General features: G+C 71.6%; 22 protein-coding genes. 15 read left to right on the top strand and 7 right to left on the bottom strand.

Going from position 1 to position 25,000, the window contains the following annotated elements; genetic code table 11:
* Window positions 1-189: 189 nt before the first annotated feature.
* The 5 genes from RUR49_RS21450 to RUR49_RS21430 all read left to right on the top strand — a co-directional run bounded on the left by RUR49_RS21450 (window position 190) and on the right by RUR49_RS21430 (window position 5,573).
* Entirely contained in the window at window positions 190-834 is a 645-nt protein-coding gene (locus RUR49_RS21450; protein ID WP_409148485.1) for a biliverdin-producing heme oxygenase, read from the top strand.
* Complete coding sequence (locus RUR49_RS21445; RefSeq protein ID WP_409148484.1) at window positions 821-3,382, top strand: HWE histidine kinase domain-containing protein; 2,562 nt, start codon at window positions 821-823, stop codon at window positions 3,380-3,382. The genes RUR49_RS21450 and RUR49_RS21445 overlap by 14 nt, the downstream gene beginning before the upstream one ends.
* Before the next feature lie 111 nt (window positions 3,383-3,493).
* Complete coding sequence (gene murA, locus RUR49_RS21440) at window positions 3,494-4,783, top strand: UDP-N-acetylglucosamine 1-carboxyvinyltransferase (RefSeq protein WP_409148483.1); 1,290 nt, start codon at window positions 3,494-3,496, stop codon at window positions 4,781-4,783.
* A gap of 30 nt (window positions 4,784-4,813) precedes the next feature.
* Window positions 4,814-5,209 carry a fluoride efflux transporter CrcB gene (crcB, locus tag RUR49_RS21435; protein WP_409148482.1) on the top strand — a complete coding sequence of 132 codons (396 nt, stop codon included), beginning with the start codon at window positions 4,814-4,816 and terminating at the stop codon, window positions 5,207-5,209.
* Window positions 5,210-5,234: 25 nt separating this feature from the next.
* Window positions 5,235-5,573, top strand: coding sequence for a DUF190 domain-containing protein (locus RUR49_RS21430; protein ID WP_409148481.1), 339 nt, complete (start codon window positions 5,235-5,237; stop codon window positions 5,571-5,573).
* A gap of 30 nt (window positions 5,574-5,603) precedes the next feature.
* Here RUR49_RS21430 and RUR49_RS21425 read toward each other — a convergent pair whose 3' ends face one another.
* From RUR49_RS21425 to RUR49_RS21410, 4 genes are all read right to left on the bottom strand, one after another.
* On the bottom strand, window positions 5,604-6,614 hold the full coding sequence (locus RUR49_RS21425) for a xanthine dehydrogenase family protein molybdopterin-binding subunit (protein ID WP_409148480.1): 1,011 nt from the start codon (window positions 6,612-6,614) through the stop codon (window positions 5,604-5,606).
* Window positions 6,607-7,983, bottom strand: a complete 1,377-nt coding sequence (locus RUR49_RS21420; RefSeq protein ID WP_409148479.1) for a xanthine dehydrogenase family protein molybdopterin-binding subunit — start codon at window positions 7,981-7,983, stop codon at window positions 6,607-6,609. The genes RUR49_RS21425 and RUR49_RS21420 overlap by 8 nt, the downstream gene beginning before the upstream one ends.
* Window positions 7,984-7,994: 11 nt before the next feature.
* Window positions 7,995-8,492, bottom strand: a complete 498-nt coding sequence (locus RUR49_RS21415) for a (2Fe-2S)-binding protein (RefSeq protein WP_409148478.1) — start codon at window positions 8,490-8,492, stop codon at window positions 7,995-7,997.
* 76 nt (window positions 8,493-8,568) lie between these two features.
* Entirely contained in the window at window positions 8,569-9,381 is an 813-nt protein-coding gene (locus RUR49_RS21410; RefSeq protein WP_409148477.1) for an FAD binding domain-containing protein, read from the bottom strand.
* Window positions 9,382-9,499: 118 nt separating this feature from the next.
* Here RUR49_RS21410 and RUR49_RS21405 point away from each other — a divergent pair, with 118 nt between their 5' ends.
* From RUR49_RS21405 to RUR49_RS21375, 7 genes are all read left to right on the top strand, one after another.
* A complete protein-coding gene (locus RUR49_RS21405) occupies window positions 9,500-10,228 on the top strand; it encodes a GntR family transcriptional regulator (RefSeq protein ID WP_409148476.1) in 729 nt (242 codons plus the stop codon).
* A complete protein-coding gene (locus tag RUR49_RS21400; protein WP_409148475.1) occupies window positions 10,228-11,517 on the top strand; it encodes an ATP-dependent RecD-like DNA helicase in 1,290 nt (429 codons plus the stop codon). Before RUR49_RS21405 ends, RUR49_RS21400 begins: the two co-directional genes overlap by 1 nt.
* A gap of 390 nt (window positions 11,518-11,907) precedes the next feature.
* Window positions 11,908-13,074 (top strand): TRAP transporter substrate-binding protein, encoded by a 1,167-nt coding sequence (locus RUR49_RS21395; protein WP_409148474.1) that lies wholly within the window; start codon window positions 11,908-11,910, stop codon window positions 13,072-13,074.
* A 180-nt stretch (window positions 13,075-13,254) separates the two neighbouring features.
* Window positions 13,255-13,821 (top strand): TRAP transporter small permease subunit, encoded by a 567-nt coding sequence (locus RUR49_RS21390; protein WP_409148473.1) that lies wholly within the window; start codon window positions 13,255-13,257, stop codon window positions 13,819-13,821.
* A 51-nt stretch (window positions 13,822-13,872) separates the two neighbouring features.
* Window positions 13,873-15,195, top strand: coding sequence for a TRAP transporter large permease subunit (locus RUR49_RS21385; RefSeq protein ID WP_409148472.1), 1,323 nt, complete (start codon window positions 13,873-13,875; stop codon window positions 15,193-15,195).
* A 110-nt stretch (window positions 15,196-15,305) separates the two neighbouring features.
* The gene (locus tag RUR49_RS21380; protein ID WP_409148471.1) at window positions 15,306-16,250 is read left to right on the top strand and encodes a dihydrodipicolinate synthase family protein; all 945 of its coding nucleotides are present in this window, start codon (window positions 15,306-15,308) and stop codon (window positions 16,248-16,250) included.
* 48 nt (window positions 16,251-16,298) lie between these two features.
* Window positions 16,299-17,351: an Ldh family oxidoreductase gene (locus RUR49_RS21375; protein WP_409148470.1), complete on the top strand. Its 1,053-nt coding sequence runs from the start codon at window positions 16,299-16,301 to the stop codon at window positions 17,349-17,351.
* Between the two features lie 250 nt (window positions 17,352-17,601).
* Here RUR49_RS21375 and RUR49_RS21370 read toward each other — a convergent pair whose 3' ends face one another.
* Both RUR49_RS21370 and cobA read right to left on the bottom strand, forming a co-directional pair.
* Window positions 17,602-18,957: a cobyrinate a,c-diamide synthase gene (locus tag RUR49_RS21370; RefSeq protein WP_409148469.1), complete on the bottom strand. Its 1,356-nt coding sequence runs from the start codon at window positions 18,955-18,957 to the stop codon at window positions 17,602-17,604.
* Window positions 18,954-19,784, bottom strand: a complete 831-nt coding sequence (cobA, locus tag RUR49_RS21365; RefSeq protein ID WP_409148468.1) for a uroporphyrinogen-III C-methyltransferase — start codon at window positions 19,782-19,784, stop codon at window positions 18,954-18,956. Before cobA ends, RUR49_RS21370 begins: the two co-directional genes overlap by 4 nt.
* A 101-nt stretch (window positions 19,785-19,885) precedes the next feature.
* Between cobA and RUR49_RS21360 the strand changes: the two genes are divergently transcribed.
* The gene (locus tag RUR49_RS21360) at window positions 19,886-21,067 is read left to right on the top strand and encodes a cobalt-precorrin-5B (C(1))-methyltransferase (RefSeq protein ID WP_409148467.1); all 1,182 of its coding nucleotides are present in this window, start codon (window positions 19,886-19,888) and stop codon (window positions 21,065-21,067) included.
* Window positions 21,068-21,385: 318 nt separating this feature from the next.
* On the opposite strand, the gene RUR49_RS21355 is transcribed toward RUR49_RS21360, so the two are convergent.
* The gene (locus tag RUR49_RS21355; RefSeq protein WP_409148466.1) at window positions 21,386-22,141 is read right to left on the bottom strand and encodes an SDR family NAD(P)-dependent oxidoreductase; all 756 of its coding nucleotides are present in this window, start codon (window positions 22,139-22,141) and stop codon (window positions 21,386-21,388) included.
* A gap of 219 nt (window positions 22,142-22,360) precedes the next feature.
* On the opposite strand from RUR49_RS21355, the gene RUR49_RS21350 reads away from it, so the two are divergent.
* Together RUR49_RS21350 and RUR49_RS21345 are read left to right on the top strand one after the other, a co-directional pair.
* Window positions 22,361-23,770, top strand: a complete 1,410-nt coding sequence (locus RUR49_RS21350) for an aldehyde dehydrogenase family protein (protein ID WP_409148465.1) — start codon at window positions 22,361-22,363, stop codon at window positions 23,768-23,770.
* Window positions 23,771-23,834: 64 nt separating this feature from the next.
* Window positions 23,835-24,656, top strand: coding sequence for an N-formylglutamate amidohydrolase (locus tag RUR49_RS21345; RefSeq protein ID WP_409148464.1), 822 nt, complete (start codon window positions 23,835-23,837; stop codon window positions 24,654-24,656).
* Window positions 24,657-25,000 lie beyond the last annotated feature (344 nt).

Genomic DNA, 25,000 nt, shown 5'->3' with positions numbered 1-25,000 from the left:
CCCGCCATGCCCCCACTGGCCAAATCCCTCGCGTTCGCCCGGGAAACGCCTGGATCCGAGGGATGGCGTCCGCCCGAAGCGCCTGCCATCACAACTCTTTGATCAACGGGGCGATGACCGTAGCGGAGGCAGATCCTTCCGTTTCCTTCCGCCCGTGAACAGCCGGGGCAGGAGAGAATCGTCGCGTTCGTGGAACCTGCCATCGTTTGTCGGCGTTACGGCCAACCTCAAACCTTCCTCCGCTCTTCGGGAATCGTCCGTATGCCTCCATCGACTTTGCGCTTCCGACTGCGGGAGCGCACCGCCACGCGCCATGCGGCGGTCGACGAGGCCGTCGGAGCCTTCAAGAGCGTGACGGACTACCGGCGCTATCTCGCCGGATTGCACACCTTCCGGGCTCCCTGCGAGGCGGCGCTTGCCGGCGGTGCACTGCCCACCGACGTCCGCGACTGGAGCTTCACGCCGCTGTCGCCGCTGATCACGCTGGACATGGCTGATCTCGGCGTGCCGGCCGCCGTGCGCCCTCAACAGGTGCCTCCGGTCGCGACTCTGGAGGAGGCCGCAGGGCGTCTCTATGTGTTGGAAGGGTCGGCACTCGGGGCCCGCGTCCTCGTCGTGGAGGCCCGGTCGCTCGGCCTCGACGAGCGCTTCGGAGCCCGCCACCTCGTCGCCCAGAGCCGCGGCGGGGTGGACTTCCGCGCTTTCGCGGCATGGCTGGACGAGGCGGATCTAGACGAGGAAGCGGTGCTGGCGGCGGCGCTCGCGACCTTTGCGGCGGCCGAGCGCGCCTTTACGGATTCCATGAGCCGCGGAACCGCCCATGCCCTCGCCTGAGCCGCAGCCGGGCGAGCCGGTCGACCTCACCAACTGCGACCGCGAGCCGATCCACATCCCCGGCAGCATCCAGCCGCACGGCTGTCTGATCGCTTGCGACGAGGAAGCGACGGTGATCGTGCGGGCGTCGGCGAACGCGCAGGCGGCACTCGGCGGCGAGGGCCCCCTCGTCGGTGCCGCGCTGGACACCGTGGCGGGGGCGCAGGCGGCGCACGCCATCCGCAACGCGCTCGCCACCGCGACCGCCGCCGGCCGGCCGGCGCTGCTGTTCGGGCTGGTGCTCGCGGGCGGGCGGTTCGACGTCGCAGTGCACCGCTATCTCGGCAACGTCATCGTCGAGTTCGAGCCGGCAGCTATCGACGGCATGCAGCCGCTCGAGCTGTCGCGCCTGCTGATCGGCCGGCTCGGCGACATCGACGATGTCGGCCGCCTGTGCGACGAGGCGGCGCGGCTCGCGCGCGGGCTGCTCGGCTACGACCGGGTGATGGTCTACCGCTTCGAGGAGGACGGCGCCGGCAAGGTGGTGAGCGAGGCGAAACGAGCCGACCTCGAGCGCTTCCTCGGCCAGTACTTCCCGGCGAGCGACATCCCCCAGCAGGCGCGCGCCCTCTATCGCCGCAACACTATCCGCATCATCACCGATGCCGACGCCGCGCGCGTGCCGCTTGAGCCGGCGGACGCGGAGGCGCAGGCGCCGCTCGACCTGTCGTTCGCGCACCTGCGCTCCGTCTCGCCGATTCACTGCGAGTACCTGCGCAACATGGGCGTCGCCGCCTCGATGTCGGTGTCGATCGTGGTGCGCGGCGCGCTCTGGGGGCTGATCGCCTGCCACCACTACGAGCCGCGGGCGCTGTCGATGGCACAGCGCGTCGCCGCGGAGATCTTCGGCGCGTTCTTCTCGCTGCACCTCCACGCGCTGACGCAGCAGCGCAAGCTCGATTCCGCCACCCATGCCCGGCGGGCGCTGGAGCGGCTGCTGCACCTCGCACCGCAGCGCGTCGACGTGGGGGCGCTGATCGCCGAGCACCTCGGCGACCTCGGCCGACTGCTGCCGTGCGACGGCATCGGGCTGTGGCTGAACGGCAGCTGGTCTGCGACCGGCGCGACGCCGCCAGGCTCCGCGATCCCGGCGCTCGCCCGCCACGTCGGCCGCGTCGCCGAGGGCCGGGTGTTCGCCACCCACGCGCTGTCGCGGGTGCTGCCGGACGCGGAGGCCTATGCCGACCGGACCACCGGCGTGCTGGCGGTGCCGCTGTCGCAGACGCCGCGCGACTATCTGTTCTTTTTCCGCAAGGAGCTGGTGCGCACGCTCGAGTGGGCCGGCAATCCCGACAAGTCCTATGCGACCGGTCCGCTCGGCGACCGGCTGACGCCGCGCAAGAGCTTCGCGATCTGGAAGGAGACGGTGCGGATGCAGTCGCAGCCGTGGACCGAGCTCGACCGCGAGATCGGCGAGGCGGCGCGCTCGATGCTGGCAGAGGTGGTGCTGCGCCACAACGAGCTGATGGCCGAGGAGCGCGACAAGGCGGACGTGCGCCAGCGCATGCTGAACGAGGAACTCAACCACCGCGTCAAGAACATCCTCGCGGTCATCAAGTCGGTGGTCGGCCACCCGGTAGCGGAGGGCCGCACCCTCGCCCAATATGTCGAGACGCTGGAGGGGCGTATCCAGGCGCTCGCCGTGGCCCACGACCAGGTGGTGCGCGGCGACGGCGGCGGGTTGTTCTCCGACCTGCTCGAGGCGGAGCTCTCGCCCTATCGCAGTGCCGGCCCGACGATCACGCTCGAAGGTCCGCCGGTGTGGCTCGACGCGCGCGCCTTCTCGGTGCTGGCGCTGGTGCTGCACGAGCTCTCGACCAACGCGGCGAAGTACGGGGCGCTGTCGGTGCCGTCCGGCCGCCTCGACGTGACCTGGCGGCGCGATGACGAGAACGGCTGCTCGGTGGTCTGGCGTGAGCGCGGCGGACCGCGGGTTGCGCCGCCGTCGCGGGAAGGCTTCGGCTCGGCGCTGATCGAGCGCTCGATTCCCTACGACCTCGGCGGCGAAAGCAGCGTCTCCTACAAGCCGGAGGGGGTGGAGGCGCGCATCCGGGTGCCGGCCAGGCACCTCTCCGACGCCAGCCAACTCACCGGCCTGACGAAGCCGCGGGCCGGCACCGTCGCCCCCGGCGAGCGGTCGGTGCTCGACGGCTCGATCCGGGTGCTTCTGGTCGAGGACCAGTTGCTGATCGCGATGGACGTCGAGCAGATGCTGGCGGCGTCGGGGCTGACGCAGGTCACCACGGCCGCCTCGGTCCCGGAGGCGTTGCGCCGCATCGCCGCGAGCGCCCCGGATGTCGCCGTCCTCGACGTCAACCTCGGCGTCGCCACCTCGATCCCCGTCGCCGAGGATCTGCAGCGCCGCGGCGTGCCCTTCGTCTTCGCCACCGGCTATGGCGACTCGACGATGATCCCCGCCGTCTTCGCCAGCGTGCCGGTGGTCCGCAAGCCCTATGGCGCCCCGGCCCTGACGGCGGCCATCGCCAAGGTGCTGGGGGACGGGGGATAGGCGCAGGCGCCTCGCGGTGGATGATCGGCCGCCGCCCTTGCGCCGCCCGGCTGGCCGGGCTACCCCGGGCTTTCGCGGACGGCCGGGGCGGCCTTGGGCGGCGGGAGCTTCATGGACAGGATCAGGATCGTCGGCGGGCAGCGCCTGAACGGCACCATTCCGATCTCGGGGGCGAAGAACGCGGCGCTGCCGCTGATGATCGCGAGCCTCCTCACCGACGAGACGCTGACGCTGGAAAACGTGCCGCGGCTGCGCGACGTGCAGCAGCTGTTCCACATCCTGTCGAATCACGGCGTCGACCACTCGATCGAGGGCAAGCGCAACGGCCAGGACGGCATGACCGGCCAGACCGTGCACCTTTCGGCGCGCGCCATCGTCGACACCACCGCCCCCTACGAACTCGTCTCGACGATGCGGGCGAGCTTCTGGGTGATCGGGCCGCTGCTGGCGCGCATGGGCGAGGCGCGCGTCTCGCTGCCGGGCGGCTGCGCCATCGGCACGCGGCCGGTGGACTTCTTCATCGAGGGCCTGAAGGGGCTCGGCGCCGAGATCGACATCGACGCGGGCTATGTCGTGGCGCGCGCCCGCAAGGGCATGCAGGGTGGCCGCGTCGTGCTGCCGAAAGTGTCGGTCGGCGCGACCCACACGCTCCTGATGGCGGCGACGCTCGCCCGCGGCGAGACGGTGATCGAGAACGCCGCCCGTGAGCCGGAGATCGTCGATCTCGCCCGGTGCCTGATGGCGATGGGCGCCCGCATCGAGGGCGCCGGCACCTCGACCATCCACGTCGAAGGCGTGTCGCGCCTCGGCGGCGCCCGCCACCGCGTGCTGCCCGACCGCATCGAGACCGGCACTTATGCGATGGCTGTGGCGACCGTCGGCGGCGACGTGCTGCTCGAGGGCGCCAGCGCCGACCTCATCGAGGCGCCGCTGGCGCTGCTCGCCGGCGCCGGCGTCGGCGTCGAGCGGACGAATTCCGGGGTGCGGATCACCCGCAACGGCCACGGGCTTGCCCCGGTGGACGTGACGACCGCGCCGTTCCCGGGCTTCCCGACCGACCTGCAGGCGCAGCTGATGGCGATGACGACGCGCGCCGACGGCGTCTCGCACATCACCGAGACGATCTTCGAGAACCGCTTTATGCACGTGCAGGAGCTCGCCCGGCTCGGCGCCCGCATCACCCTCGACGGCCAGCGGGCGACGATCGAGGGTGGCGCCAAGCTGAAGGGGGCGCCGGTCATGGCGACCGACCTGCGCGCTTCCGTCTCGCTGGTGATCGCCGGGCTCGCTGCGGAAGGCGAGACGACGATCAACCGCGTCTACCACCTCGACCGCGGTTTCGAGCGGCTGGAAGACAAGCTCGGCCGCTGCGGCGCCGAGATCGAGCGCATCTCGGGCTGAGGGCCCGCGGGCGCGCCGGGAGGGCGGCCGATGCTGATGACCACGATGTGGGTCGCGCTCGGCGGCGCGCTCGGCAGCGTCTGTCGCTTCTGGCTCGGCATGACGGTCGCCGAGCGCCTCGAGGAGGTGTTCCCGTGGGGCACGCTGACGGTGAACGTGCTCGGCTCGTTCATCATCGGCTTCACGGCGGTGCTCACCGGGCCCGACGGCCGGCTTTACGTGCCGACCGACGCGCGCATCTTCGTCATCGCCGGCTTCTGCGGCGGCTTCACCACCTTCTCCACCTTCAGCCTGCAGACGCTGACGCTGCTGCGCGACGGCGACATGACGCGCGCCGGCCTGAACATCGTCGTCTCGGTCGCCGCCTGCCTGCTGTCCGTCTGGCTGGGCGCGGTGGTGGCGGGACTGATCAACCAGAGCCGCTGAGACCGGCGGCGGGGGAGGACCTGTCATGGACATGCCCGGCAACGACGCCGTCCGCCTCACGGTCTACATGGGGGAGGGGCAGCGCCATGACGGCCGGCCGGCCTTCGAGGTCCTCGTCAAGGCGGCCCGCGACCAGGGGCTCGCCGGTGCCACCGTGCTGCGCGGGGCGATGAGCTACGGCCACAACGGCCTGCACATGTCGAACGTGCTGGCGCTGTCGCGCGACCTGCCGGTCGTCGTCATCATCGTCGACGCCGCCGACCGCATCGAGACGTTCCTGCCGACGGTGGACGCGCTGCTCGAGAACGGTCTGGTCACCACCGAGCCGGTCAGCGTCCGCCGCTACGGCCCGCGCGAGGCCTGAGGCGCGCGCGGGCGCGCCAGGCGTGTCACGTCAGGCCGGCACCCCGCGCAGGGCGTCGAGGCCGCGCAGCACCCGTTCCGGGGTGATCGGCATCTCGTCGACGCGGACGCCGCAGGCGTCGAAGATGGCGTTGGCGATCGCCGGGATCGGCGAGTTCGCCGTCATCTCGCCGATGCCCTTGGCGCCGTAGGGGCCGTTCTTGGCCGGGCGCTCGATGATTGCCGAGCGCATCTCGGCGAGATCGCCCGGCCCCGGCATCAGGTAGCCGGCGAAGTCGGTCGGGCCGTGCGAGCGGTCCGGGTAGTAGGGCTCGGTGGTCTCGTAGAGGGCGTGGCTGATGCCCATCCAGGCGCCGCCGACGATCTGCTGGTGGGCCATCGCCGGGTTCATGGCGCGGCCGATCTCGTAGACGTTGGTGAGCTTCAGGACGAAGACCTCGCCGGTCTCGTCGTCGACCTCGACCTCGGCGACCGTGCAGGCGTGGGCCTGGGCGGAGTCCGGGTCCATCTTGCCGGTTTCGGGATCGACGTCGCTCTTCGGCTTCATGTAGATGCCGCGGCCGGAGATGGTGCGGCCGTGCTTGAAGTGGGCGGCGAGCGCCAGCTCGACGAGGCCGATGCCCTTTTCCGGCGAGCCGACGACGTGGATGCGGCCCTCGCCGTCGCCCATCAGGTCGTCGGGATCGACCTCGAGCTCGTCGGCGGCGACCTGCATCATCACCTCGCGCGCCTCCTTGGCGGCCATGATCACGGCGTTGCCGACGCGGTGGGTGGCGCGGCTCGCGAACGTGCCCATGCAGTGCGGGCCGGTGTCGGTGTCGGCGGTGTCGACCATGACGTTGCCGTAGGGCACGCCGAGCGTCTCGGCGGCGATCTGCGCCATGATGGTCTTCAGGCCCTGGCCGAGATCGACGCTCGACAGCGAGATGACGAAGCTGCCGGTGGTGGTGGCGTGGATCAGCGCCTGCGAGGGGTCGCCGCCGAGGTTCATGCCGGTCGGATAGTTGACCGAGGCCATGCCCCGGCCTCTGAGCCTAGCCATGCGCGGCCTCCCGGGTGAGCGAGGTCATCTGAGCGAAGCGGCCGGGCAGGGTGCGGCCGGAGATGCGCGCCGCTTCCTGCACCACCTCGACGAGGGCCGCGCCCTCCACCGTCTTGCGGTGGGCCTTGGTGTCGCCGTCGCGGTAGGCATTGATCAGGCGGAACTCGAAGGGGTCGATGCCGAGCATCCGCGCCAGCCGGTCCATCTGAACCTCCAGCGCGAAGTCGCCGATCGTCACGCCGAAGCCGCGCATCGCCGAGGACGGCGTGCGGTTGGTGTAGACGCAGTGAGCATCGACGTGGACGTTCGGGATCGAATAGGGCCCCGGCATGTGGGCGGCGGCCTTGGTGGTGCCATAGGGGCTGTGGCGCGAATAGGCGCCGGCGTCGACATAGAGCGTCACCTTGCGGGCGACGATCCGGCCGTCGGCCATCACGCCGTCCTTGATGTAGATGCGCTCGGCCGCCCGGGGGCTCGAGACCTGCATCTCCTCGTGGCGGCTGTAGGCATACTTAACCGGCTTACCGGTGAGCATGGCGGCGAGCGTCGCGATCGGCTCGACGATGACGTCCACCTTGCCGCCGAAGCCGCCGCCCACCGTGCCGCCGACGAGGCGCAGCTTGCCGAAGGGCAGGCCGAGGATCAGCGCCATGTTGTCGAGGGTGAAGAAAAGCGCCTGGGTGTTCGAATAGACCGTGAAGCGGCCGGAGCCCTCGGGCTTGACGATGCAGCCGGTGGTTTCGGTCGGGGCGTGCTCGATCGGTGCCGACTGGTAGCGGTGCTCGACGACGTGGTCGGCGGTGGCAAACGCCGCCTCGACGTCGCCGAAGCGGATGCGCCGGCAGTGGTGGCCCTCGTAGACGAAATGGTTCTTGCCGTGCGGCTTGATCGCCGGCGTCTCGGGCTTCACGGCCTCCTCGACGTCGAAGACGGCCGGCAGGTCCTCGTAGGAGACGACGACCTTCGAGGCGCCCTCCTCAGCGGCGGCGAGCGTTTCGGCCAGCACGGCGCAGATCTGCTCGCCGAGGAAGAGCACGCGATCCTCCGGCAGCACCGGCTCGTCGTTCGGCTCGACGCCGATCAGGCGCAGGATCGTGTACCAGTTGTGCGGCACGTCCTTGTGGGTGAGCACCCGCACGACGCCCGGCACGGCCATCGCCGCGCTGGTGTCGATGCCGGTGATGAGGGCGTGGTGGCGGGTCGAGCGCACCATCTTCAGGTGCAGCATCCCGGGGAACGAGACGTCCTCGTAGAACTGCGTGCGCCCGGTGACGTGGCCGCGCGCGTCGGAGCGCTCGACGGTGGTGCCGACCACCTTCAGCGGCTCGCCGCGCTCGTCGGCGAAGTACTGGGTGAGGATCTCTTCCATCGCGGTGCTCCTCAGGCGGCTCTCGAGGGGCGGACGGCGCGCAGGTCGGCGGCCGCCTCGAGGATCGCGTCGATGATCGCCTCGTAGCCGGTGCACCGGCAGACGTTGCCGGAGATCGCGACGATGACGTCCTCGCGGCTCGGATCCGGGTTGCGGTCGATCAGCGCCTTCGCCGCCATGATCATGCCGGCGGTGCAGAAGCCGCACTGGGTGGCGAAGCCGTCGATGAAGGCCTGCTGCAGCGGGTGCAGTTCGTCCGGCCCGGTGGCCACACCCTCCAGCGTCTCGACGCGGGCGCCGTCGAGCGGCTCGACCAGGCAGAGGCAGCTCATCACCGGCTCGCCGTCGAGGATCACCGTGCAGGCGCCGCAGGAGCCGGTCTCGCAGCCCTTGCGGGTGGCGGTGAGCCCCAGCGCCTCGCGCAGGGCGGTGAGCAGCGTCGTGCCTGGCTGGGCGAGGAAATCGCGGTGGCTGCCGTTCACCTCGAGCGAGACGATGCTCGGTCGCATGGGCTGTCCCTCCCAGGACTGTCGGCGTTTTCGCCGTTGTCGTCGTTGCAGGCGGGTCGTCGAGCGCCGCGTCGGCTCAGTCGCCGATCAGCGCCCGGCGGACGTGCACTGGCAGCACGCGGGCGCGGTACCACGCGGAGGCGTACTCGTCGTCGAAGGCCTCGGCGTCGGCGAGCGCCGCCCGTCCGGCGGCCTCGGCGGTCGCATGGTCGAGCGGGCGGCCGACCAGGGCGGCCTCCGCCGCGGGCGAGCGCTTCGGCCGGCGCGTCGCACCCGACAGGGCGACGCGGGCAGTGGAGACGACACCGCCGTCCTCGACGACGACGGCTGCCACCGTGACGATCGAGGCCGAGTTGAGGGCGCGCCGTGCCGCCTTGCGGAAGCGCCAGGCACCGTCCGGCGGCAGGCGGAACGACAGCGACGTCAGGATGCGGCCGTGCGGAAGTCCGTCGGCGGCGATCGCCTCCGCCGCGAGGATCTCCTCGCCCGTGGGGCCGACGACGGTCCCGGTGGCGCCGAGCGCGATCAGCGCGCAGGCGACGTCGCCATAGGGCTCCTCGACGAAGAAGTTGCCGCCCACCGTGGCGGTCGAGCGCAGCGTCGGCGAACCGACGGTGGCGAGTGCCGCGTGCAGGAAGGCGAGCCGCGGCTCGCGCTCGAGCGCGGCAAGCGGCGTGAGGGCGCCGACGGTGACGACGTCGCCCTCCAGCGTGACCCCCGCGAGGCCGCTCCGCAGGCGGCGCAGGCTGACGGCGATCGTGGTGGGGGTCCCGCGGTTGAGGCCAGGCACCGTAGTGGTACCACCGCCGATCAGAAGCGCGCCGGCATCCGCGGAGAGCAGGGAGACGGCGTCGGACAGCACCTCCGGCGCGCGCACGGCCGTGAGCATCGTTTCGTCCCTCCCATCCCCGCGCGCTTCATGGCGGCGGGTGATCTTTTAGGAGTTCGATTATCGATAAGACCGACGATGATTGTCAATGCGGATGGCGCCACGCTAGGGTCCCGCCGTGGAGACGATCGACGATACGGCAGGATTCTCGAAGGCGGGCAGGCGACGCGACGGGCGTCGTGCGGCGGCCGGCGCCACGGCGTCCGCGCCGCTGCGCCATGTCATCAAGCATGCCCTGCTCACCGGCATCCTGGCGGGGCGCTATGCGGCCGGGCAGCGGCTGCTGGAGATGCGCATCGCGGCCGAGTTCGACACCAGCCAGGGCCCGGTGCGCGAGGCGTTCCGCGAGCTCGAGGCGACCGGCCTCGTCGTCAACAATCCGCGCCGCGGCACCTACGTCGCCGCCGACGTGGCCGAGCGCATCCGTGAGATCTACGTCGTGCGCGGCTCGCTGGAGGAGGCGGCGACGCGGCTCGCGACCCAGCGCCGGGCCGGTGACGTCGCCGACCTGCAGGCCAACGTCGACGCGATGGTGGCCGCCGCCGCCGCCGGCGACGTCGCGCGCCTCGGCGACGAGAGCGTCGCTTTTCACCGCGCCGTCATGGTGTCGTCCGGCAATGCGCTCCTGCTCGCGATCTGGTCGTCGCTCGCCATCGAGACGCGCACGACGATCACGCTGATGACCGAGGGCCTCGACCTGATGGAGGCCGCCACCAGCCATCAGCCGATCGTCGACGCGATGGCCCGCGGCGACGCCGAGGAGGCCGCCCGCCTCGCCCGCGTCCACCAGGACTTCTTCGAGACGCTGCCGGTGCCGTTCGGCAACCTTTCCACGGCGGCGGAGTAGTGTCGGCCGAGGACGGCGAGGCGCCGTCCGACGCGGCGGCGCGGGCGCTGGCGCTCATCGAGGGCGATGCGCCGCTGGTGCTCGTGCACGGCGGCGCCGGCACCGGCAAGACCACCTTCCTGCAGAGGCTGCGCAAGGACGAAGGTCGTCGCCAGGTGTTCGTCGCGCCGACGGGCGTCGCGGCGCTGAATGTCGGCGGCCAGACCATCCACTCCTTCTTCGGCCTGCCGCCGCGGCTGCTGAACCGCGACGAGATCAAGCCGCGGCCGTTCGCCCGGCGGCTGATGCGCAAGCTCGAGCGTCTCGTCGTCGACGAGGTGTCGATGGCGCGCGCCGACCTCGTCGACGCCATGGACCTGTCGCTCCGCATCGCGCGCAATCGCGACGAGCCGTTCGGCGGCGTGCAGGTCGTGCTCGTCGGCGACTTCCTGCAACTCGCGCCGGTGGTGCCGATGGTCGAGCAGGAGATCCTCGCCGGCCTCGGCTACGAGGGCCCCTACGCCTTCCACGCCCGCGTGCTCGCCGGCGCACCGGTCGCCGGCGTCGGCTTCACCACCGTGCACCGGCAAAGTGATCCGACCTTCGTCGGCTGGCTCGACGATCTCCGCCGCGGGCGCGACGTCGAGCGGGCGGTGGCGGCGCTCAACGAGGCCTGCGTCGGGCCGCACCGGGAGGGCCGCGCGCCGGTGCTGCTCGCCGGCACCAACGCCCGCGTCGACGCCTACAACGCCGAGGGCATGGCGCGGCTGCCCGCACGGGAGATCGGCTTCACCGGCACCAGCGCCGGCGAGTTCGGCCTCGCCGGCGACCGGCTGCCGGTGCCCGAGCGGCTCATGCTCAAGGTCGGCGCCCGCGTCATGGCGGTGCGCAACGACGTCGCCCGCCGCTTCGTCAACGGCTCGACCGGCACCGTCGTCGGGCTGAACGAGGACTGTGCGCGGGTGCGCTTCGACAGCGGCATCGAGATGGAACTCGAGCCCTACACCTGGGAACGCATCCGCTACGAGGCGGACGAGAGCGGCGAGCGCATCACCTCGAAGGTGGTCGGCAGCTACACGCAGCTGCCGCTGGTGCCGGCGTGGGCGGTGACCGTCCACAAGGCGCAGGGCCTGACGCTCGAGGACGTGCGCATCGACCTCGGCTACTCCTTCGCGCCCGGCCAGGCCTATGTTGCGCTGTCGCGGGCGCGCTCGCTCGCCGGCCTGTCGCTGGTGCAGCCGCTGCGCCCCCGCGACATCCGCGTCGACCCGCGGGTGGTGGCGTTCGTCGAGGCTCTGGAGCGCGCTTAGCCGACTAGAACGGCGGATCGGCGGGGCTGTCCGACAACTGCCCTATCGCACTGCAGCACAACGCTCTGCCAATCCAAAGAATTGGTCGAAGGACGTAGGCCCTGCGTGCGCGCTTGTATTGCCGTCACGGGCGCGTTTAACTGCATTCCATCGTCGTCGTGCGGCGAGCGTGCGGGGAAGACTCGCGCGGCTCGATGCTCGCAAGTCGTCGTTGGGCGGGAAAGAACCGAAGACGGCGTCCCGTCGTATACCGCGCTACGGCCTGAACACGACAGCCAAGACCGCCGGAACGGCGGCGAACCAGGAGGCGACCGCCGGAACGGCGGCGAACCAACAACAGGGGCCAGCCGAAAACGGCGGCCCGGGAAGAAACCTCAGGGGAGGATCACCATGACCGACGACACCACCACGCCTGTCGCCACCCCCACACCTGCCACCGACGGCGCGAAGCCCGGCATCGGGCGGCGCAAGTTTCTCGCCGGAGCGGCCGTCGCCGGCGCCGGCGCGGTGGCGATGCCCGCCATCGCGCGCGCCCAGACGACGACCTGGCGCTTCCAGTCGACCTGGCCGGCGCGCGACATCTTCCACGAGTTCGCCGCCGACTACGTGAAGATGGTCAACGAGATGTCGGGCGGACGCCTGAAGCTCGAGCTGCTGCCCGCCGGCGCCGTCGTCGGTGCGCTGCAGATGCAGGACGCGGTGCTCGCCGGCGCGCTGGACGGAGGCCACGGCGTCACCGCCTACTGGTACGGCAAGCACAAGGCCTACTCGCTGTTCGGCACGCCGCCGGCCTTCGGCTGGGACGCCAACCAGTTCCTGTCGTGGTTCTACCACGGCGGCGGCGAGGCGCTCTACAACGAGCTCGTCAACGACATCCTCAACCTGCCGCTCACCGGCTTCCTCACCGGCCCGATGCCGACCCAGCCGCTCGGCTGGTTCAAGGACGAGATCACCAGCGCCGAGCAGTTGCAGAACCTCAAGTACCGGACCGTCGGCCTGTCGGCGGACCTGTTCAACGACATGGGCGCGGCCGTCACCATCGTCGGCGGCCCGGACATCGTGCCGTCGATGGACCGCGGCCTGCTCGACGCGGCCGAGTTCAACAACCCCTCGTCGGACCGCATCCTCGGCTTCGCCGACGTCTCGAAGAACTACATGCTGCAGTCCTATCACCAGGACAGCGAGTGCTTCGAGGTGATCTTCAACAAGCAGAAATACGAGGCGCTGGACCCCGATCTGCGGGCGATCCTGCGCTACGGCGCCTATGCCGCTTCCTCCGACATGTACTGGAAGGCGATGGCCCGCTATCCGCAGGACCTCGCCGCGCTGAAGGAGGCAGGGGTGAAGGTGACGCGCACGCCCGAGAGCGTGCTCGAGGCGCAGCTCGCCTCGTGGGACCGCGTCATCGCCAACGCCAGCGGCAACGAACAGACCGGCCAGTTCTTCACCAAGGTGATCGACAGCCAGAAGGCGTTCGTGAAGTCGATGGGCTCCTATTTCTTCGACGCGAACGCGCCGAAGGAGCCGGCCTACCAGCACTTCTTCGGCCAGGGCTGAGGCCCCGTCGCGTCCGTCCCCCGCCCGGCGAAAGCCGTCGGGCGGGGGGTGGTGCGAGGGGTGTGCGATCTCCGGCGGGACGCGACGTTCCGCCGGCTGCGGGCCTGACGGTCGGCGAAGGCAGGCCGCGCGGGGTAGATCAAGTCGGCCGGCGGCACGGTGCGCCGCGGAGCACACACGATGCAGAAGTTCCTGTTCGTCATCGACGAGCTGTCGGCGCTGTCGGGAAAGCTGTTCGCCTGGTGCGTCGTCATCCTGACGGGCGTCGTCACCTACGAGGTGGTGGTCCGCTACGCCTTCCGGCGGCCGACCGGCTGGGCCTACGACACCAGCTACATGCTCTATGGTGCGCTGTTCCTGATGGCCGGCGCCTACACGCTGTCGCGCAACGGCCACGTGCGCGCCGACGTGATCTACCGCTTCCTGAAGCCGCGCACGCAGGCCTGGATCGACCTCGTGCTCTACATCATCGCCTTCTTTCCGGCGGTGATCGCCCTCGTCTACTCCGGCTTCTTCTTCGCCCGGATGTCCTGGATGATGGGCGAGGCGTCGTCGTTCAGCCCGAACGGCCCGATCGTCTACCCCTTCAAGGCGCTCATCCCGATCTCCGGCGTGTTCCTGTTCCTGCAGGGCATCGCCGAGGTGATCCGCTGCGTCGACTGCATCCGCACCGGCCGCTGGCCGCCGCGCATGCACGACGTCGAGGAACTCGAACGCCAGCTCATCCAGGAGAAGGGGCGCGCCTGAGCGTGTCCGCCGCCGCCCGCCTCCCCCCGTCCCGCGCACCGGAGTGAACAAATGTCCGATCCGATGATCGGGATCCTGATGCTGGGTGTGTTCATCGTCACCATCCTGATCGGCTTTCCCATCGCCTTCACGCTGATCGCGCTCTCCGTCGGCTTCGGCTACTACGCGATCGGCGATTCCATCTTTCCGTTGTTCATCCAGCGCGCCTACGGCGTGATGTCGAACGACGTGCTGATCGCCGTGCCGCTGTTCCTGTTCATGGGCTACATCGTCGAACGGGCGAACGTCCTCGGGCGGCTCTTCGACAGCCTGCAGCTGGCGCTGCGCAACGTGCCGGGTTCGCTCGGCGTCGCGACGCTGATCACCTGCGCGATGTTCGCCACCGCCACCGGCATCGTCGGCGCGGTGGTGACGCTGATGGGCCTGCTCGCCTTCCCGCAGATGGTGAAGGCCGGCTACGACAAGAAGCTCGCGGCCGGCATCGTCTGCGCCGGCGGCACGCTCGGCATCCTCATCCCGCCCTCGATCATGCTGATCCTCTATGGCGCGATGGCGGGCGAATCGATCGTTCGCCTCTATGCGGCGGCATTGATCCCCGGCTTCCTGCTCGCCGGCCTCTACGTCGTCTACGTGGTCGGGCGGGCGGTCATCGACCCGAAATCCGCCCCGCGGCCGGCGATGGCCGGACAGCACGTGCCCTTCAGCGAGGTGGCCGGAAAGCTCGCGACCTCGTTCCTGCCGCTGTTCGTGCTGATCACGTCCGTGCTCGGCGCCATCCTGTTCGGCTTTGCGACGCCCCACGAGGCGGCCGGCATCGGCGCCCTCGGTGCCGTCGTGCTGGCGCTCGCCTATCGCGGGCTGACCTTCACCGGCTTCAAGGAATCGGTGTTCCTGACGGCCCGCGCCACCGCCATGGTGTGCTGGCTGTTCGTCGGCTCGTGGACGTTCTCGTCGGTCTTCTCGCTCCTCGGCGGCCACCACGTCGTCGAACAGTTCATGCTCGGGCTCAATCTGACGCCGCTGCAGTTCCTGCTCCTGACGCAGCTGATCATCTTCCTGCTCGGCTGGCCGCTCGAGTGGACGGAAATCATCATCATCTTCGTGCCGATCTTCCTGCCGCTGCTGCCCGCCTTCGGCGTCGATCCGCTCTTGTTCGGCGTCCTCGTCGCCCTCAACATCCAGACGAGCTTCCTGACGCCGCCGATGGCGATGTCGGCCTATTACCTCAAGGGCATCCAATCGCGAAGTATCGAGCTCGTCGATATCTTCCGCGGCATCCTGCCATTCCTCATCATGGTCGGCATCACCATGGTGCTGTTCTACACCTTCCCGCAGATCGGGCTGTGGCTGCCGCAGGCGATCTACGGCCGGTGAGGGTCTGACCTCGGCGGGCCCAGGGGCGGGTGCCGCGACGGCCGGCGTCTGCTAAGAGGGCTGCGACGGCCGCCGCAGTCTCGCGGCGGTCCCGGTCGCAGGAGTTCGGCATGTCGGTCGCTGGTTCGTCTGTCGCGGGTTCGGACGGCATCATTCGGGGCGTCATCGCGCCCAACCTCACGCCCTTCGACGACGCGCTGGCGGTGGTGCCCGAGCTCTATGTCGCCCACGCCCAGCACCTGCTGGCGAACGGCTGCGCCGGCCTCGCCCCCTTCGGCACGACGGGCGAGGCGCTCTCGGTCGGCATCGACGAGCGCAAGCGGCTGCTCGAGGCGCTGGTGGAGGCCGGCGTCGACCCGAAGCGGCTGATCCCGGGCACGGGGCTGTGTTCGTTCCCCGACACGGCGGAGCTGACGCGCCACGCCGTCGATCTCGGCTGCGCCGGCGCGATGACGCTGCCGCCGTTCTACTTCAAGGGCGTCAGCGACGACGGGCTCTACGCCTATTTCGAGAAGCTCATCGAGGCCGTCGACCGGCCGGCGCTGCGCATCTATCTCTACCACATCCCGCCGGTGTCGCAGACGCCGCTGTCGCTCGACCTCGTCGGCCGCCTCGCCGAGGCGTTCCCCGAGACGGTCGTCGGCCTGAAGGATTCCTCCGGCGACGCCGAGAACACCCGGGCCCTGCTCGCCCGCTTCCCGAAGCTTGCGATCTATCCGGGCTCCGAGATCGGCCTCGATGCGATGCTGGCGCTCGGCGCCCCCGGCTGCATCACCGCGACGGCCAACCTCAACGCACCGGCGGTGGCCGAGGTGGTCGCCAGGCACGGCGACGGCGGCGGCGGGGCGCGGCAGGCGGTCGTTGACGCCTTCCGGAAGACCGTGCAGCCCTATGCGCCGATCCCGGCGATGAAGGCGGTGCTGGCCGAGACCACCGGCGACCGTCGCTGGCGCAACGTCCGCCCGCCGCTGCTGCCGGCCCCCGTCGAGAAGGGTCGCGAGCTCCTCCGCACGCTCGAGGAGAGCTTCGGCTTCGCCGTGCGGGCGCTGGTGTAGGGCTGCGCCCTCCGGGCGATGCACCGCGGGGAGGCGAGGGAGCGTACCATGAGCGAGCGCTACCGGGCGGAAGACCTCGTCGCCTTCTCCGAGCGGCTGCTCGCCGGCGCCGGCCTGCCCGCCGAACCGGCCGCCGCGGTGGCTGCGGGCCTCGTCGAGGCGGACCTGCTCGGCCACACCACCCACGGGCTCGCCCTCCTCGGCCCCTATCTCGGCGCGCTCTCCGCCGGCACGATGGAGCGAGAGGGGCTGCCCGCCATCGTCTCCGATGCGCCGGCCGCGGCCGTCTGGGACGGGCGTCGGCTTCCCGGTGTGTGGACGACCGGCCTCGCCGTCGCGGCGGCGACCGCCAAGGCTGCGACCCAGGGTGTCGGCGTCGTGGTCATCAGCCGCAGCCACCACATCGCCTGCCTCGCCGCCTTCCTCGAGAAGCCCGCGCGGGACGGCTTCGCCGTCATCGTGCTCTCCTCCGATCCTGCTGTGGCGACCGTCGCCCCGCATGGCGGCATCACGCCGGTGATGACGCCGAACCCGCTCGCCGTCGCCCTGCCGGCGACAGGCGGGCCGGTCCTCATCGACATCTCCACCTCGATCACCACCAACGGTCTCGTCGCCCGCACCGCGCGGGAGGGCGGCCGGCTGCCCGGCGCCTGGCTCGTCGATGCCAAGGGCCGGGCGAGCGACGACCCGGCGGTTGCGAGCGCCGGCGGCGCGCTGCTGCCGGTCGGCGGCCTCGACCACGGCCACAAGGGTTTTGCGCTGTCCTTGATGGTGGAGGCGCTGACCCAGGGCCTCGGCGGCTACGGCCGCGCCGAAAAGCCGACGGACTGGGGCGCCGGGGTGACGGTCATCGCCTTCGCCCCGGCGCTGTTCGCGGGGCTCACGCCGTTCCTCGCGCAGGTCGACTGGCTGGCGGATGCCTGCCGGGCCGCGACGCCGCGCGACCCGGCCGTGCCCGTGCGGATGCCGGGCGAGGCGGCGCTGGCGCGCAAGGCGCGGGCGCTGAAGGAGGGGGTGGAATTGCACCCCGAGGTCGCGGCGCAGATCGCGGCGCTGGCGGAAAAGCATGGGGTGGCGGGGGTGGAGGCGGTCGGGGGATAGCCGGCGCTTTGGGCCGCGGCGTTTCAACACCCGCGACGCGTCCCTCCCCTGCCAGGGGGAGGGACAGGCCGCGAAGCGGCCAGGGTGGGGCCCGTGAAATCCGGATGTAGACAGCTGACGTCGTCTTCCGGATCGACGGGCCCCCACCTGCCGGCTTCGCCGGCTGTCCTCCCCCCTGGCAGGGGGAGGACGCGTCGCGCAAGTCCCTCCCCCTGGCAGGGGAGGGACGCGCAGCGGCAGGATCCGGCGCCTACCCTCTATCGATCAGGTGGAAGAACGACCCCGTCACCATCCCCCGCCTTCCGCCGCTGCCATCTGCGACGACCGCCCCGTTCGCGTCGGTGACCGCGAACAGTGGCGCGTCGCCGCCCGCCTCGGTCACGCTCGCATAGTGGAACTCGTGGCCGCGGAAGGCGTCGCCGGCGGCGCCGAGCGGGCACCCCTCCGCGAGAACCGCCCGCCGGTAGCCGAGGTGGAGGCGGCGCTTCGCAAAGCTGGTGGCATGGGCGAGCAGCCCCGCCATGGCGTGGCGGACGCCGTCGGCGTCCTCGATCCCCTCGCCGAGCACCATGTGGCCGCCGCACTCGCCGTGCACCGGCTTCGACGCCGCGAAGGCCCGCAGGCCGGCGAGGAAGCGGGCGTTGCCGGCGAGGCGGCCGGCGTGCAGCTCCGGATAGCCTCCGGGCAGCCAGCAGACGTCGGCGCTTACGTCTGGCGCCTCGTCGCCGAGCGGCGAGAACGGCACGATCTCGGCGCCCGCGGCGCGCCAGCCGGCCAGCAGATGCGGATAGACGAAGGAGAACGCGGCATCGCGAGCGAGCGCGATGCGCTGGCCCGGCGGCGGCAGACCGACGGCATCGGCGGGCCGACCGCCGTCAGTCGCAGCATCGGCCTGTCCCGGTGCGCGCAACGGCCGGGCCGCCGCGACGATCGCGTCGAGGTCGCAGTTCGCCGCGACGAAGTCGCCGAGTTCGGCGACGAAGGCATCGAGGCGCTCGTGCTCCTCCGCCTGCACGAGGCCGAGGTGGCGCTCCGGCACGCTGAGGCCGTCGGTGCGCGGCAGGGCGCCCAGCACCGGAAGCCCCGCCGCCGCGATGCCGCGGGAGGCGAGTGCCGTGTGGCGGGGGCTGGCGACGCGGTTGAGGATGACGCCCGCCACCGTCACGTCCGGCCGAAATGTCGCAAAACCCTTCGCCACCGCCCCGGCGGTCTGCGACTGCCCGGAGACGTCGAGCACCAGCAGCACCGGCAGGCCGAGACGCGCGGCGAGGTCAGCGGTGGAGCCGTCGCCGCAGGCGCCGGGCGCGGCGACTCCATCGAACAGGCCCATCAGGCCCTCGACGATCATCACGTCGGCGCCGTCGGCCTGGGTGGCGGCGAGCGCGTCGAGCAGGCCGCCACGCATCGACCAGGTGTCGAGGTTGACGCCCGGCCGGCCGGTGGCGGCGGCGTGGAAGGCGGTGTCGATATAGTCCGGCCCGGCCTTGGCGGCGGCGACCGTCAGTCCGCGCCTGCGAAGGGCGGCGATCAGGCCGAGGGTGACGGAGGTCTTGCCGGAGCCGGAGCGCGGCGCGGCGACGACGAGGCCGCGCGGGGGGGCCTTCACCGCATCGCCTCGATCAGCCGGGCGGTGCCGAGGAGGCGGGCGCGGACCGCGACGATCTCGCCGATCGCCACGATCGCCGGCGGGTCGATGCCGGCGGCGGCTGCGTCCTCGGCGATGCGGGAAAGCGTCGAGACGACGACCGCCTCGCGGCCGGTGGTGGCGGAGGCGACGACGGCAGCAGAGGTGCCGGGCGGCAGGCCGCCGGCGATCAGGGCTTCGGCGATCGGGCCGAGGCTCGCCATCGCCATGTAGAGGACGATCGGCTGGCCGGTGGCGGCGAGCGCCGCCCAGTCGAGGCTGCCCGCGCCCGTGCCGGCGTGGCCGGTGGCGAGGATCACCGCCTGGTTGACCTCGCGCAGCGTCGCCGGGATGCCCGCCGCGGCAAGGCCCGCCAGCCCAGACGTCAGCCCGGGCACGACGCGGAAGCGGACCCCCTCCAGCGACAGCGCCAGCACCTCCTCGCCGCCGCGGCCGAAGACGAACGGGTCGCCGCCCTTCAGCCGAACGACCCGCTTGCCGGCGCGGGCGTGGGAAATCAGCCGCAGTGTGATGTCGGCCTGCTTCGCCGACGGCTTGCCGCCCCGCTTGCCGGCATATTCGAGGATGGCCGTGGGGGGGGCGAGCGCCAGGATGCGGTCGTCGACGAGGGCGTCGTGGACGATCACCTCGGCCTGGGAGAGGGCGGCGACGGCGGCGAGGGTCAGCATCGACGGGTCGCCGGGGCCGGCGCCGACGAGCGCCACCTCGCCCGGCACGAGCGGCGGCACGTCGTCGAGGAAGCCGACGACGAGGCCGGCGATCCGCTCCGCATGCTCCCTGCCGCTCACCTGCTCGCGCTCCTGGTCCGTCGGCCGGCCGTGCCGGCGCGGCCGGGATGACGCCCGTCCGCCGTCGTCCTATAGACGGTGGGAAGCGTCGAGTGGAAGGCATGGGTGCAGCGGAAGCCGACGAAAGACCGGATGACGAACGGCCCGGCGAAGACGCCGGCGACGCGGCCGACGAGGCGGCGGCCGATCTCGGCCGGCCGCTGCGCCGCGGCTGGACGACGGGCGCCTGCGCCACCGCCGCCGCCAAGGCCGCCTACACCGCGCTGCTGACGGGCGACTTTCCCGACCCGGTGATGGTGACGCTGCCGGCCGGACTGACGCCCGCCTTCGTGCTGGCCACGACCCGACTGGATGACGGCGCGGCGATGGCCGCCGTCGTCAAGGACGCTGGCGACGACCCGGACGTGACGCACGGGGCGCTGATCGTCGCGACCGTCAGCCGCGGCGCCCCCGGCTCGGGCGTCGTCTTCCGCGCCGGGCCTGGCGTCGGCACGGTGACGCTGCCGGGCCTGCCCCTCGAACCCGGCGAGCCGGCGATCAATCCGGTGCCGCGCCAGATGATCGCCGCCGCCATCGCCGAGGTGGCGGCCACCCACAGCGGCGCCGGCGACGTGGTGGTGGAGATCTCGGTGCCGGACGGTGAACTGATTGCCGAGCGCACCTGGAACCCGCGGCTCGGCATCCTCGGCGGCATCTCCATCCTCGGCACCACCGGCATCGTCGTGCCCTATTCGTGCGCCGCCTGGATTCACGCCATCCACCGCGGCATCGACGTGGCGCGGGCCGCCCACCTCGGACACCTCGCCGGGGCGACCGGATCGACGTCCGAGGCGGCTGTGCGGGCACTGCACGGCCTGCCGGAACTGGCGCTGATCGACATGGGCGACTTCGTCGGGGGGATGCTCAAGTACTTGCGCACCCACCCGGTGGGGCGCGTCACGGTCGCCGGCGGCGTCGCCAAGATGTCGAAGCTCGCCCAGGGCATGCTCGACCTGCACTCGAAGCGCGGCACGGTGGATTTCGGATTCCTGGCGTCGACGGCGGAGGCCTGCGGCGTGCGGCCGGAGCGGGTGACGGCGATCCGGGCGGCGAACACGGTGCTCGAGGCGTTCTCGCTCGCTGGCGAGGACGCGGTCGCGCTCGGTAACCGGGTGGCGAAACTCGCCCGCGCCACCGCCGCCGAGGTGGTCCGCGGCGCCGGCATCGACGTCGAGGTGGTGGTGTTCGACCGCGGCGGAAAGATCGTCGGCCGCGCGCCGTTCGAGGGGCGGCATCTGGGGTGAGGCACCCGCGCCCCGGGGAACTGGGGCTGCCGGCGGTGCTTCTCATCGCGTGGGGCCGGCGAACCACAGGCCGCCAGGTCAGTGGGCAACACCCCAACCGCAGTCATTCCCGGCCTTGTGCCGGGAACCCATGCGACGCTGGCCCACCCTCGGCGCCGGCGTGCGGGGAGGGGGATGGGTTCCCGGCACAAGGCCGGGAATGACTCAGAGGTTTTGTCGTCGGTTTGAGAAGCTAGCAGGGCCTCCGGCCCTGAGCCGAGCGTATTCGCGTCCGGGGTGGGGATCGGAGAGGGGGCGAAGGAGAGGGTACCCCCCCCCTCACGTCCGCATCAGCACGCCACCATCCACCGCCAGCTCCACGCCCGTGATGAACGACGCGGCGTCCGACAGCAGGAACAGCGTCGCGTTGGCCATGTCCTCGGCCGTGCCGATGCGGCCGATCGGCACGTAGTCGGCGACCGCCGCCTGGATTTCGGCCGAATCCCAGCGCGCCTGCAGCGGCGTGAGAGCCGGGCCGGGGAGGATGGCGTTGGAGCGGATGCCGTCGCGGGCACACTGCATGGCGATCGACTTCGACAGCGCGCACACCCCCGCCTTCGAGGCCTGATAGGCCTCCTGGGGCTTCAGGTCGCCGCGCAGCCACTGGATGGTGGAGAAGTGCACCATGGCGCCGCCGCCGGTCTTCTTCATCAGCGGCACGGCGAAGCGCGACGTCAGCAGCATCGTCTTGAGGTTGATGTCCATCACCTCGTCCCAGACGGAAAGCTCGATGTCGAGGAAGCCCTTGTCGCGGCCGAACCAGAGCACGCCGGCGACGTTGGCGAGATAGTCGAGGCGGCCGGTGCGGGCGGCGGTGTCCACCATCGTCTTCTCGACGAAGGCGGCGTCGCGCAGGTCGCCCTGCACGAAGACGAGGCGGTCACCGAAGCCCGACAGGCTCTCGGGCGCCGGCTTGATGTCGATCGCGGTGACGGAAGCGCCGGCCTTCAGGAGGTCGCGGGCGATCGCCTCGCCCATGCCGCCGCCGGCCCCGGTGACGACCGCCGTGCGGCCGGAAAAGTCGTAGCGGAGCATGGCAGCCTTCCCCGAAAGTGAGCGAGCGGTTCGCTCGCGATGACGCGCGGCGGCGCACCGGCCAAAGCCCGGCCGACCGCCGATCCGGCGAAAATCGTTGCCATGCGTCCCGGACCCGATCAAGCGAAATCGCAAAGATTTTCTAAAACGGAAAATCGTGCTAACGCTCGGCCTCCCGCGCGCCGCCCGGCGCGTCTGCCGCCGTCCGGAGCCTCTCCCATGCCCGTTACCGCCGTCGCGCCGCACGCCTTCGAGGTGATCTCGCCGGTCGACGATCAGAGCTACGTCACCCGCCCCTACGCCACCGCCACCGAGGTGGAGGCGGCGATGGCGGCCGCGGAGGCGGCGCAGAAGACCTGGCGGCGGACGCCGCTCGACGCCCGCGTCGCCGTCGTCAGGGCGTGGCTCGTCGAGATGGAGAAGCGCAGCGGCGACCTCGCCGACACGCTGTCGCGCTCGATGGGGCGGCCGCGGTGGCAGGCCGACGAGATGCCGCGCCTGAAGCTCGTCGGCGAGATCGCCATGCGCGAGGCGGCCGAGGTGCTGGCGGATGCCGCCTATCCGACCGACCCTGGCATCCGCCGCTACGTGCGCCGCGAGCCGCTCGGCGTGACGCTGTCGATCTGCCCGTGGAACTATCCGACGGCGATGATGTCGATGCTCGTCACCGAGCCGCTCATCGCCGGCAACGTCGTCATCCTCAAGCACTCGCCGCAGACGCCGCTCACGGCCGAGATCGCGGCGGAAGCCTTCGCGGCCGCCGGCGGACCGGCCGGCGTCTTCCAGGCGCTGCACCTCTCGCACCCGGCGGCCGAGGCGCTGATCGGCTCGAACCGGCTCGGCGCCGTGCGCTTCATCGGCTCGGTCGGCGGCGGCCGGCGCGTCCATGCCGCCGCGGCCGGCACCCACACCCACGTCCACCTCGAGCTCGGCGGCAAGGACCCGACCTATCTCCGCCCGGACGCCGACCTCACTGATGCCATCCCGCTCCTGACCGAGGGCTGCTTCTCGAATGCCGGCCAGTCGTGCTGCTCGGTCGAGCGCATCTATGTGCACAAGGACATCGCCGCCCGCTTCATCGAGGCGTTCACGGCGGATGCGGCGAACTGGACGCTCGGCCATCCGCTCGACGGCAAGCCGATGATCGGCCCGGTGGTGCGGGCGGTCGCCGCCGAGCAGATCAACGCCCAGGTCGCGCAGGCGCTGGCGATGGGGGCCAGGCGCACCCACGCGGCGAACCGCTTCGGCGCCGCCGAGCTCGGCCGCGCCTATGTCGAGCCCGAGGTGCTCGCCTCCTGCACCGCCGACATGCCGATCATGCGCGACGAACTGTTCGGCCCGGTCGCCTGCATCCAGACGGTGTCGTCGGACGAAGAGGCGGTCGCGCTGATGAACGACAGCGAGTACGGCCTGACGGCGAGCGTCTGGTCGGCCGACATCGCGGAAGCCGAGGCGATCGCGAGCGATCTCGAGGCCGGCACGGTGTTCGTCAATCGCTGCGACCACGCCGACCTCTACCTGCCGTGGGGCGGGGTGAAGGCCTCCGGCATCGGCCGGGCGAATGCCCGCACCGGCGTGCTGGAGGCGACGCAGGCTAAGTCCTTCCACGTCCGCCGCCGCCTCGGCTGAGGCGGGGCACCGGATCGAACCGGTCGCCGATCGGCGGCTGGCGGGGAGTGACCGAGAGGGGTTCATGACCGTCGTCTCGCCCGTGCCCATCCCCCCGCGCCAAGGCCCGTCCGGCGCTCGCCTGCCGGATGCCGCGACGCTTTCGTCCCTCGCGGCCGCCGGCGTCGAGGAGATCGCGGCCGTCCGGCCGGGGCCGCTGGCGCTGCTCTGCGAGCACGGCGGCAACGCCGTGCCGGCGCCTTGGGCGGACCTCGGGTTGCCTCCGGCACTGCTCGCCTCCCACTTCGGCTATGACCCGGGGGCCGCGGCGCTGACCCGGGCGCTCGCGGCCCGCCTCGGCGCGCCGGCGGCGATCGGGCGCTGGTCGCGGCTGTTCCTCGACCTCAACCGGCTGGAGCAGGCGTGGGAATGCACGCGGCCGGACTGCTCGGGCATCCCGGTGCCGGGCAATCTCGAGGTGACGGCGGAGGATTTGGCGGCGCGGATCGCAGTGGCGCGGGCGCCGTTCGATGCCGCCGCCGACCGGGCGCTTGCCGGGCGCGAGGTGGTGCTTTCCGTCCACACCTGCACGCCCGTCTACCACGCCCACCGCCGACCCTGGCCGGTCGGCGTGCTCTGGCGCGAGCGCGCGGTTCTCGCCGCGCCGCTGATCGACGCGCTGGCGGCGCAGGGCTACGATCCGGTGGGCGACAACGAGCCCTACGACTGGCGCGAGGCGGAGGGCTACACCCTGCAGGACACCCGCATCGGCGGCCGGGTCGCCCTCTACCTCGAGGTCCGTAACGATCTGCTGGCGACGGAGGCCGACGTCGCGGCGCACGCCGCGCGCATCGGCGCGGCGCTGGAGACGGCGCTGGCGGATTGGGAGGCGCGCCGTGGCGGGTGATCTCCTTTCGAGGTCATTCCCGGGCTTGTCCCGGGAACCCATCCGCCAGCCCCGAACGGTACTCTCTCTGCATGGCACCCGCGGCGTCGTCGCATGGGTTCCCGGGACAAGCCCGGGAATGACTTCGGAGGGGTTGGAGGCGGTCGTGTGGACGTGGCTGTCGCCGGCACCTCTCAAGCCAACAGTCGTCTGCCCACCCTCCCCTGGAGGGGGAGGGTCGTCGCGCCGAAGGCGCGGCGGGGTGGGGTGGCCGCGGGCGGGAGCCCGCGCACGAGGCTCACCGCCACCGATGTTGCTGTCTTTCCCGCCGCCTCCCGGCGGCGCGGGCCCCCCCCCCCCCCCCC

Origin of the sequence: Pseudoxanthobacter sp. M-2 (genome assembly GCF_046156265.1) — a bacterium.
Lineage (GTDB): Bacteria > Pseudomonadota > Alphaproteobacteria > Rhizobiales > Segnochrobactraceae > CAMDHY01.
Note: the sequence above shows the minus strand (reverse complement) of the source record. Positions and strands in the feature narration are given on the sequence as shown.

Excerpts from the sequence above, each read along its gene's own strand:
- RUR49_RS21410 (WP_409148477.1), bottom strand. The coding sequence starts at position 9,381 with ATGCTCACGGCCGTGCGCGCGCCGGAGGTGCTGTCCGACGCCGTCTCC.
- RUR49_RS21445 (WP_409148484.1), top strand. The coding sequence starts at position 821 with ATGCCCTCGCCTGAGCCGCAGCCGGGCGAGCCGGTCGACCTCACCAAC.
- RUR49_RS21420 (WP_409148479.1), bottom strand. The coding sequence starts at position 7,983 with ATGGAAGAGATCCTCACCCAGTACTTCGCCGACGAGCGCGGCGAGCCG.
- RUR49_RS21395 (WP_409148474.1), top strand. The coding sequence starts at position 11,908 with ATGACCGACGACACCACCACGCCTGTCGCCACCCCCACACCTGCCACC.
- crcB (WP_409148482.1), top strand. The coding sequence starts at position 4,814 with ATGCTGATGACCACGATGTGGGTCGCGCTCGGCGGCGCGCTCGGCAGC.
- RUR49_RS21415 (WP_409148478.1), bottom strand. The coding sequence starts at position 8,492 with ATGCGACCGAGCATCGTCTCGCTCGAGGTGAACGGCAGCCACCGCGAT.
- RUR49_RS21380 (WP_409148471.1), top strand. The coding sequence starts at position 15,306 with ATGTCGGTCGCTGGTTCGTCTGTCGCGGGTTCGGACGGCATCATTCGG.
- RUR49_RS21385 (WP_409148472.1), top strand. The coding sequence starts at position 13,873 with ATGTCCGATCCGATGATCGGGATCCTGATGCTGGGTGTGTTCATCGTC.
- RUR49_RS21425 (WP_409148480.1), bottom strand. The coding sequence starts at position 6,614 with ATGGCTAGGCTCAGAGGCCGGGGCATGGCCTCGGTCAACTATCCGACC.
- RUR49_RS21375 (WP_409148470.1), top strand. The coding sequence starts at position 16,299 with ATGAGCGAGCGCTACCGGGCGGAAGACCTCGTCGCCTTCTCCGAGCGG.
- RUR49_RS21345 (WP_409148464.1), top strand. The coding sequence starts at position 23,835 with ATGACCGTCGTCTCGCCCGTGCCCATCCCCCCGCGCCAAGGCCCGTCC.
- RUR49_RS21355 (WP_409148466.1), bottom strand. The coding sequence starts at position 22,141 with ATGCTCCGCTACGACTTTTCCGGCCGCACGGCGGTCGTCACCGGGGCC.
- RUR49_RS21360 (WP_409148467.1), top strand. The coding sequence starts at position 19,886 with ATGGGTGCAGCGGAAGCCGACGAAAGACCGGATGACGAACGGCCCGGC.
- RUR49_RS21350 (WP_409148465.1), top strand. The coding sequence starts at position 22,361 with ATGCCCGTTACCGCCGTCGCGCCGCACGCCTTCGAGGTGATCTCGCCG.
- murA (WP_409148483.1), top strand. The coding sequence starts at position 3,494 with ATGGACAGGATCAGGATCGTCGGCGGGCAGCGCCTGAACGGCACCATT.
- RUR49_RS21430 (WP_409148481.1), top strand. The coding sequence starts at position 5,235 with ATGGACATGCCCGGCAACGACGCCGTCCGCCTCACGGTCTACATGGGG.
- RUR49_RS21390 (WP_409148473.1), top strand. The coding sequence starts at position 13,255 with ATGCAGAAGTTCCTGTTCGTCATCGACGAGCTGTCGGCGCTGTCGGGA.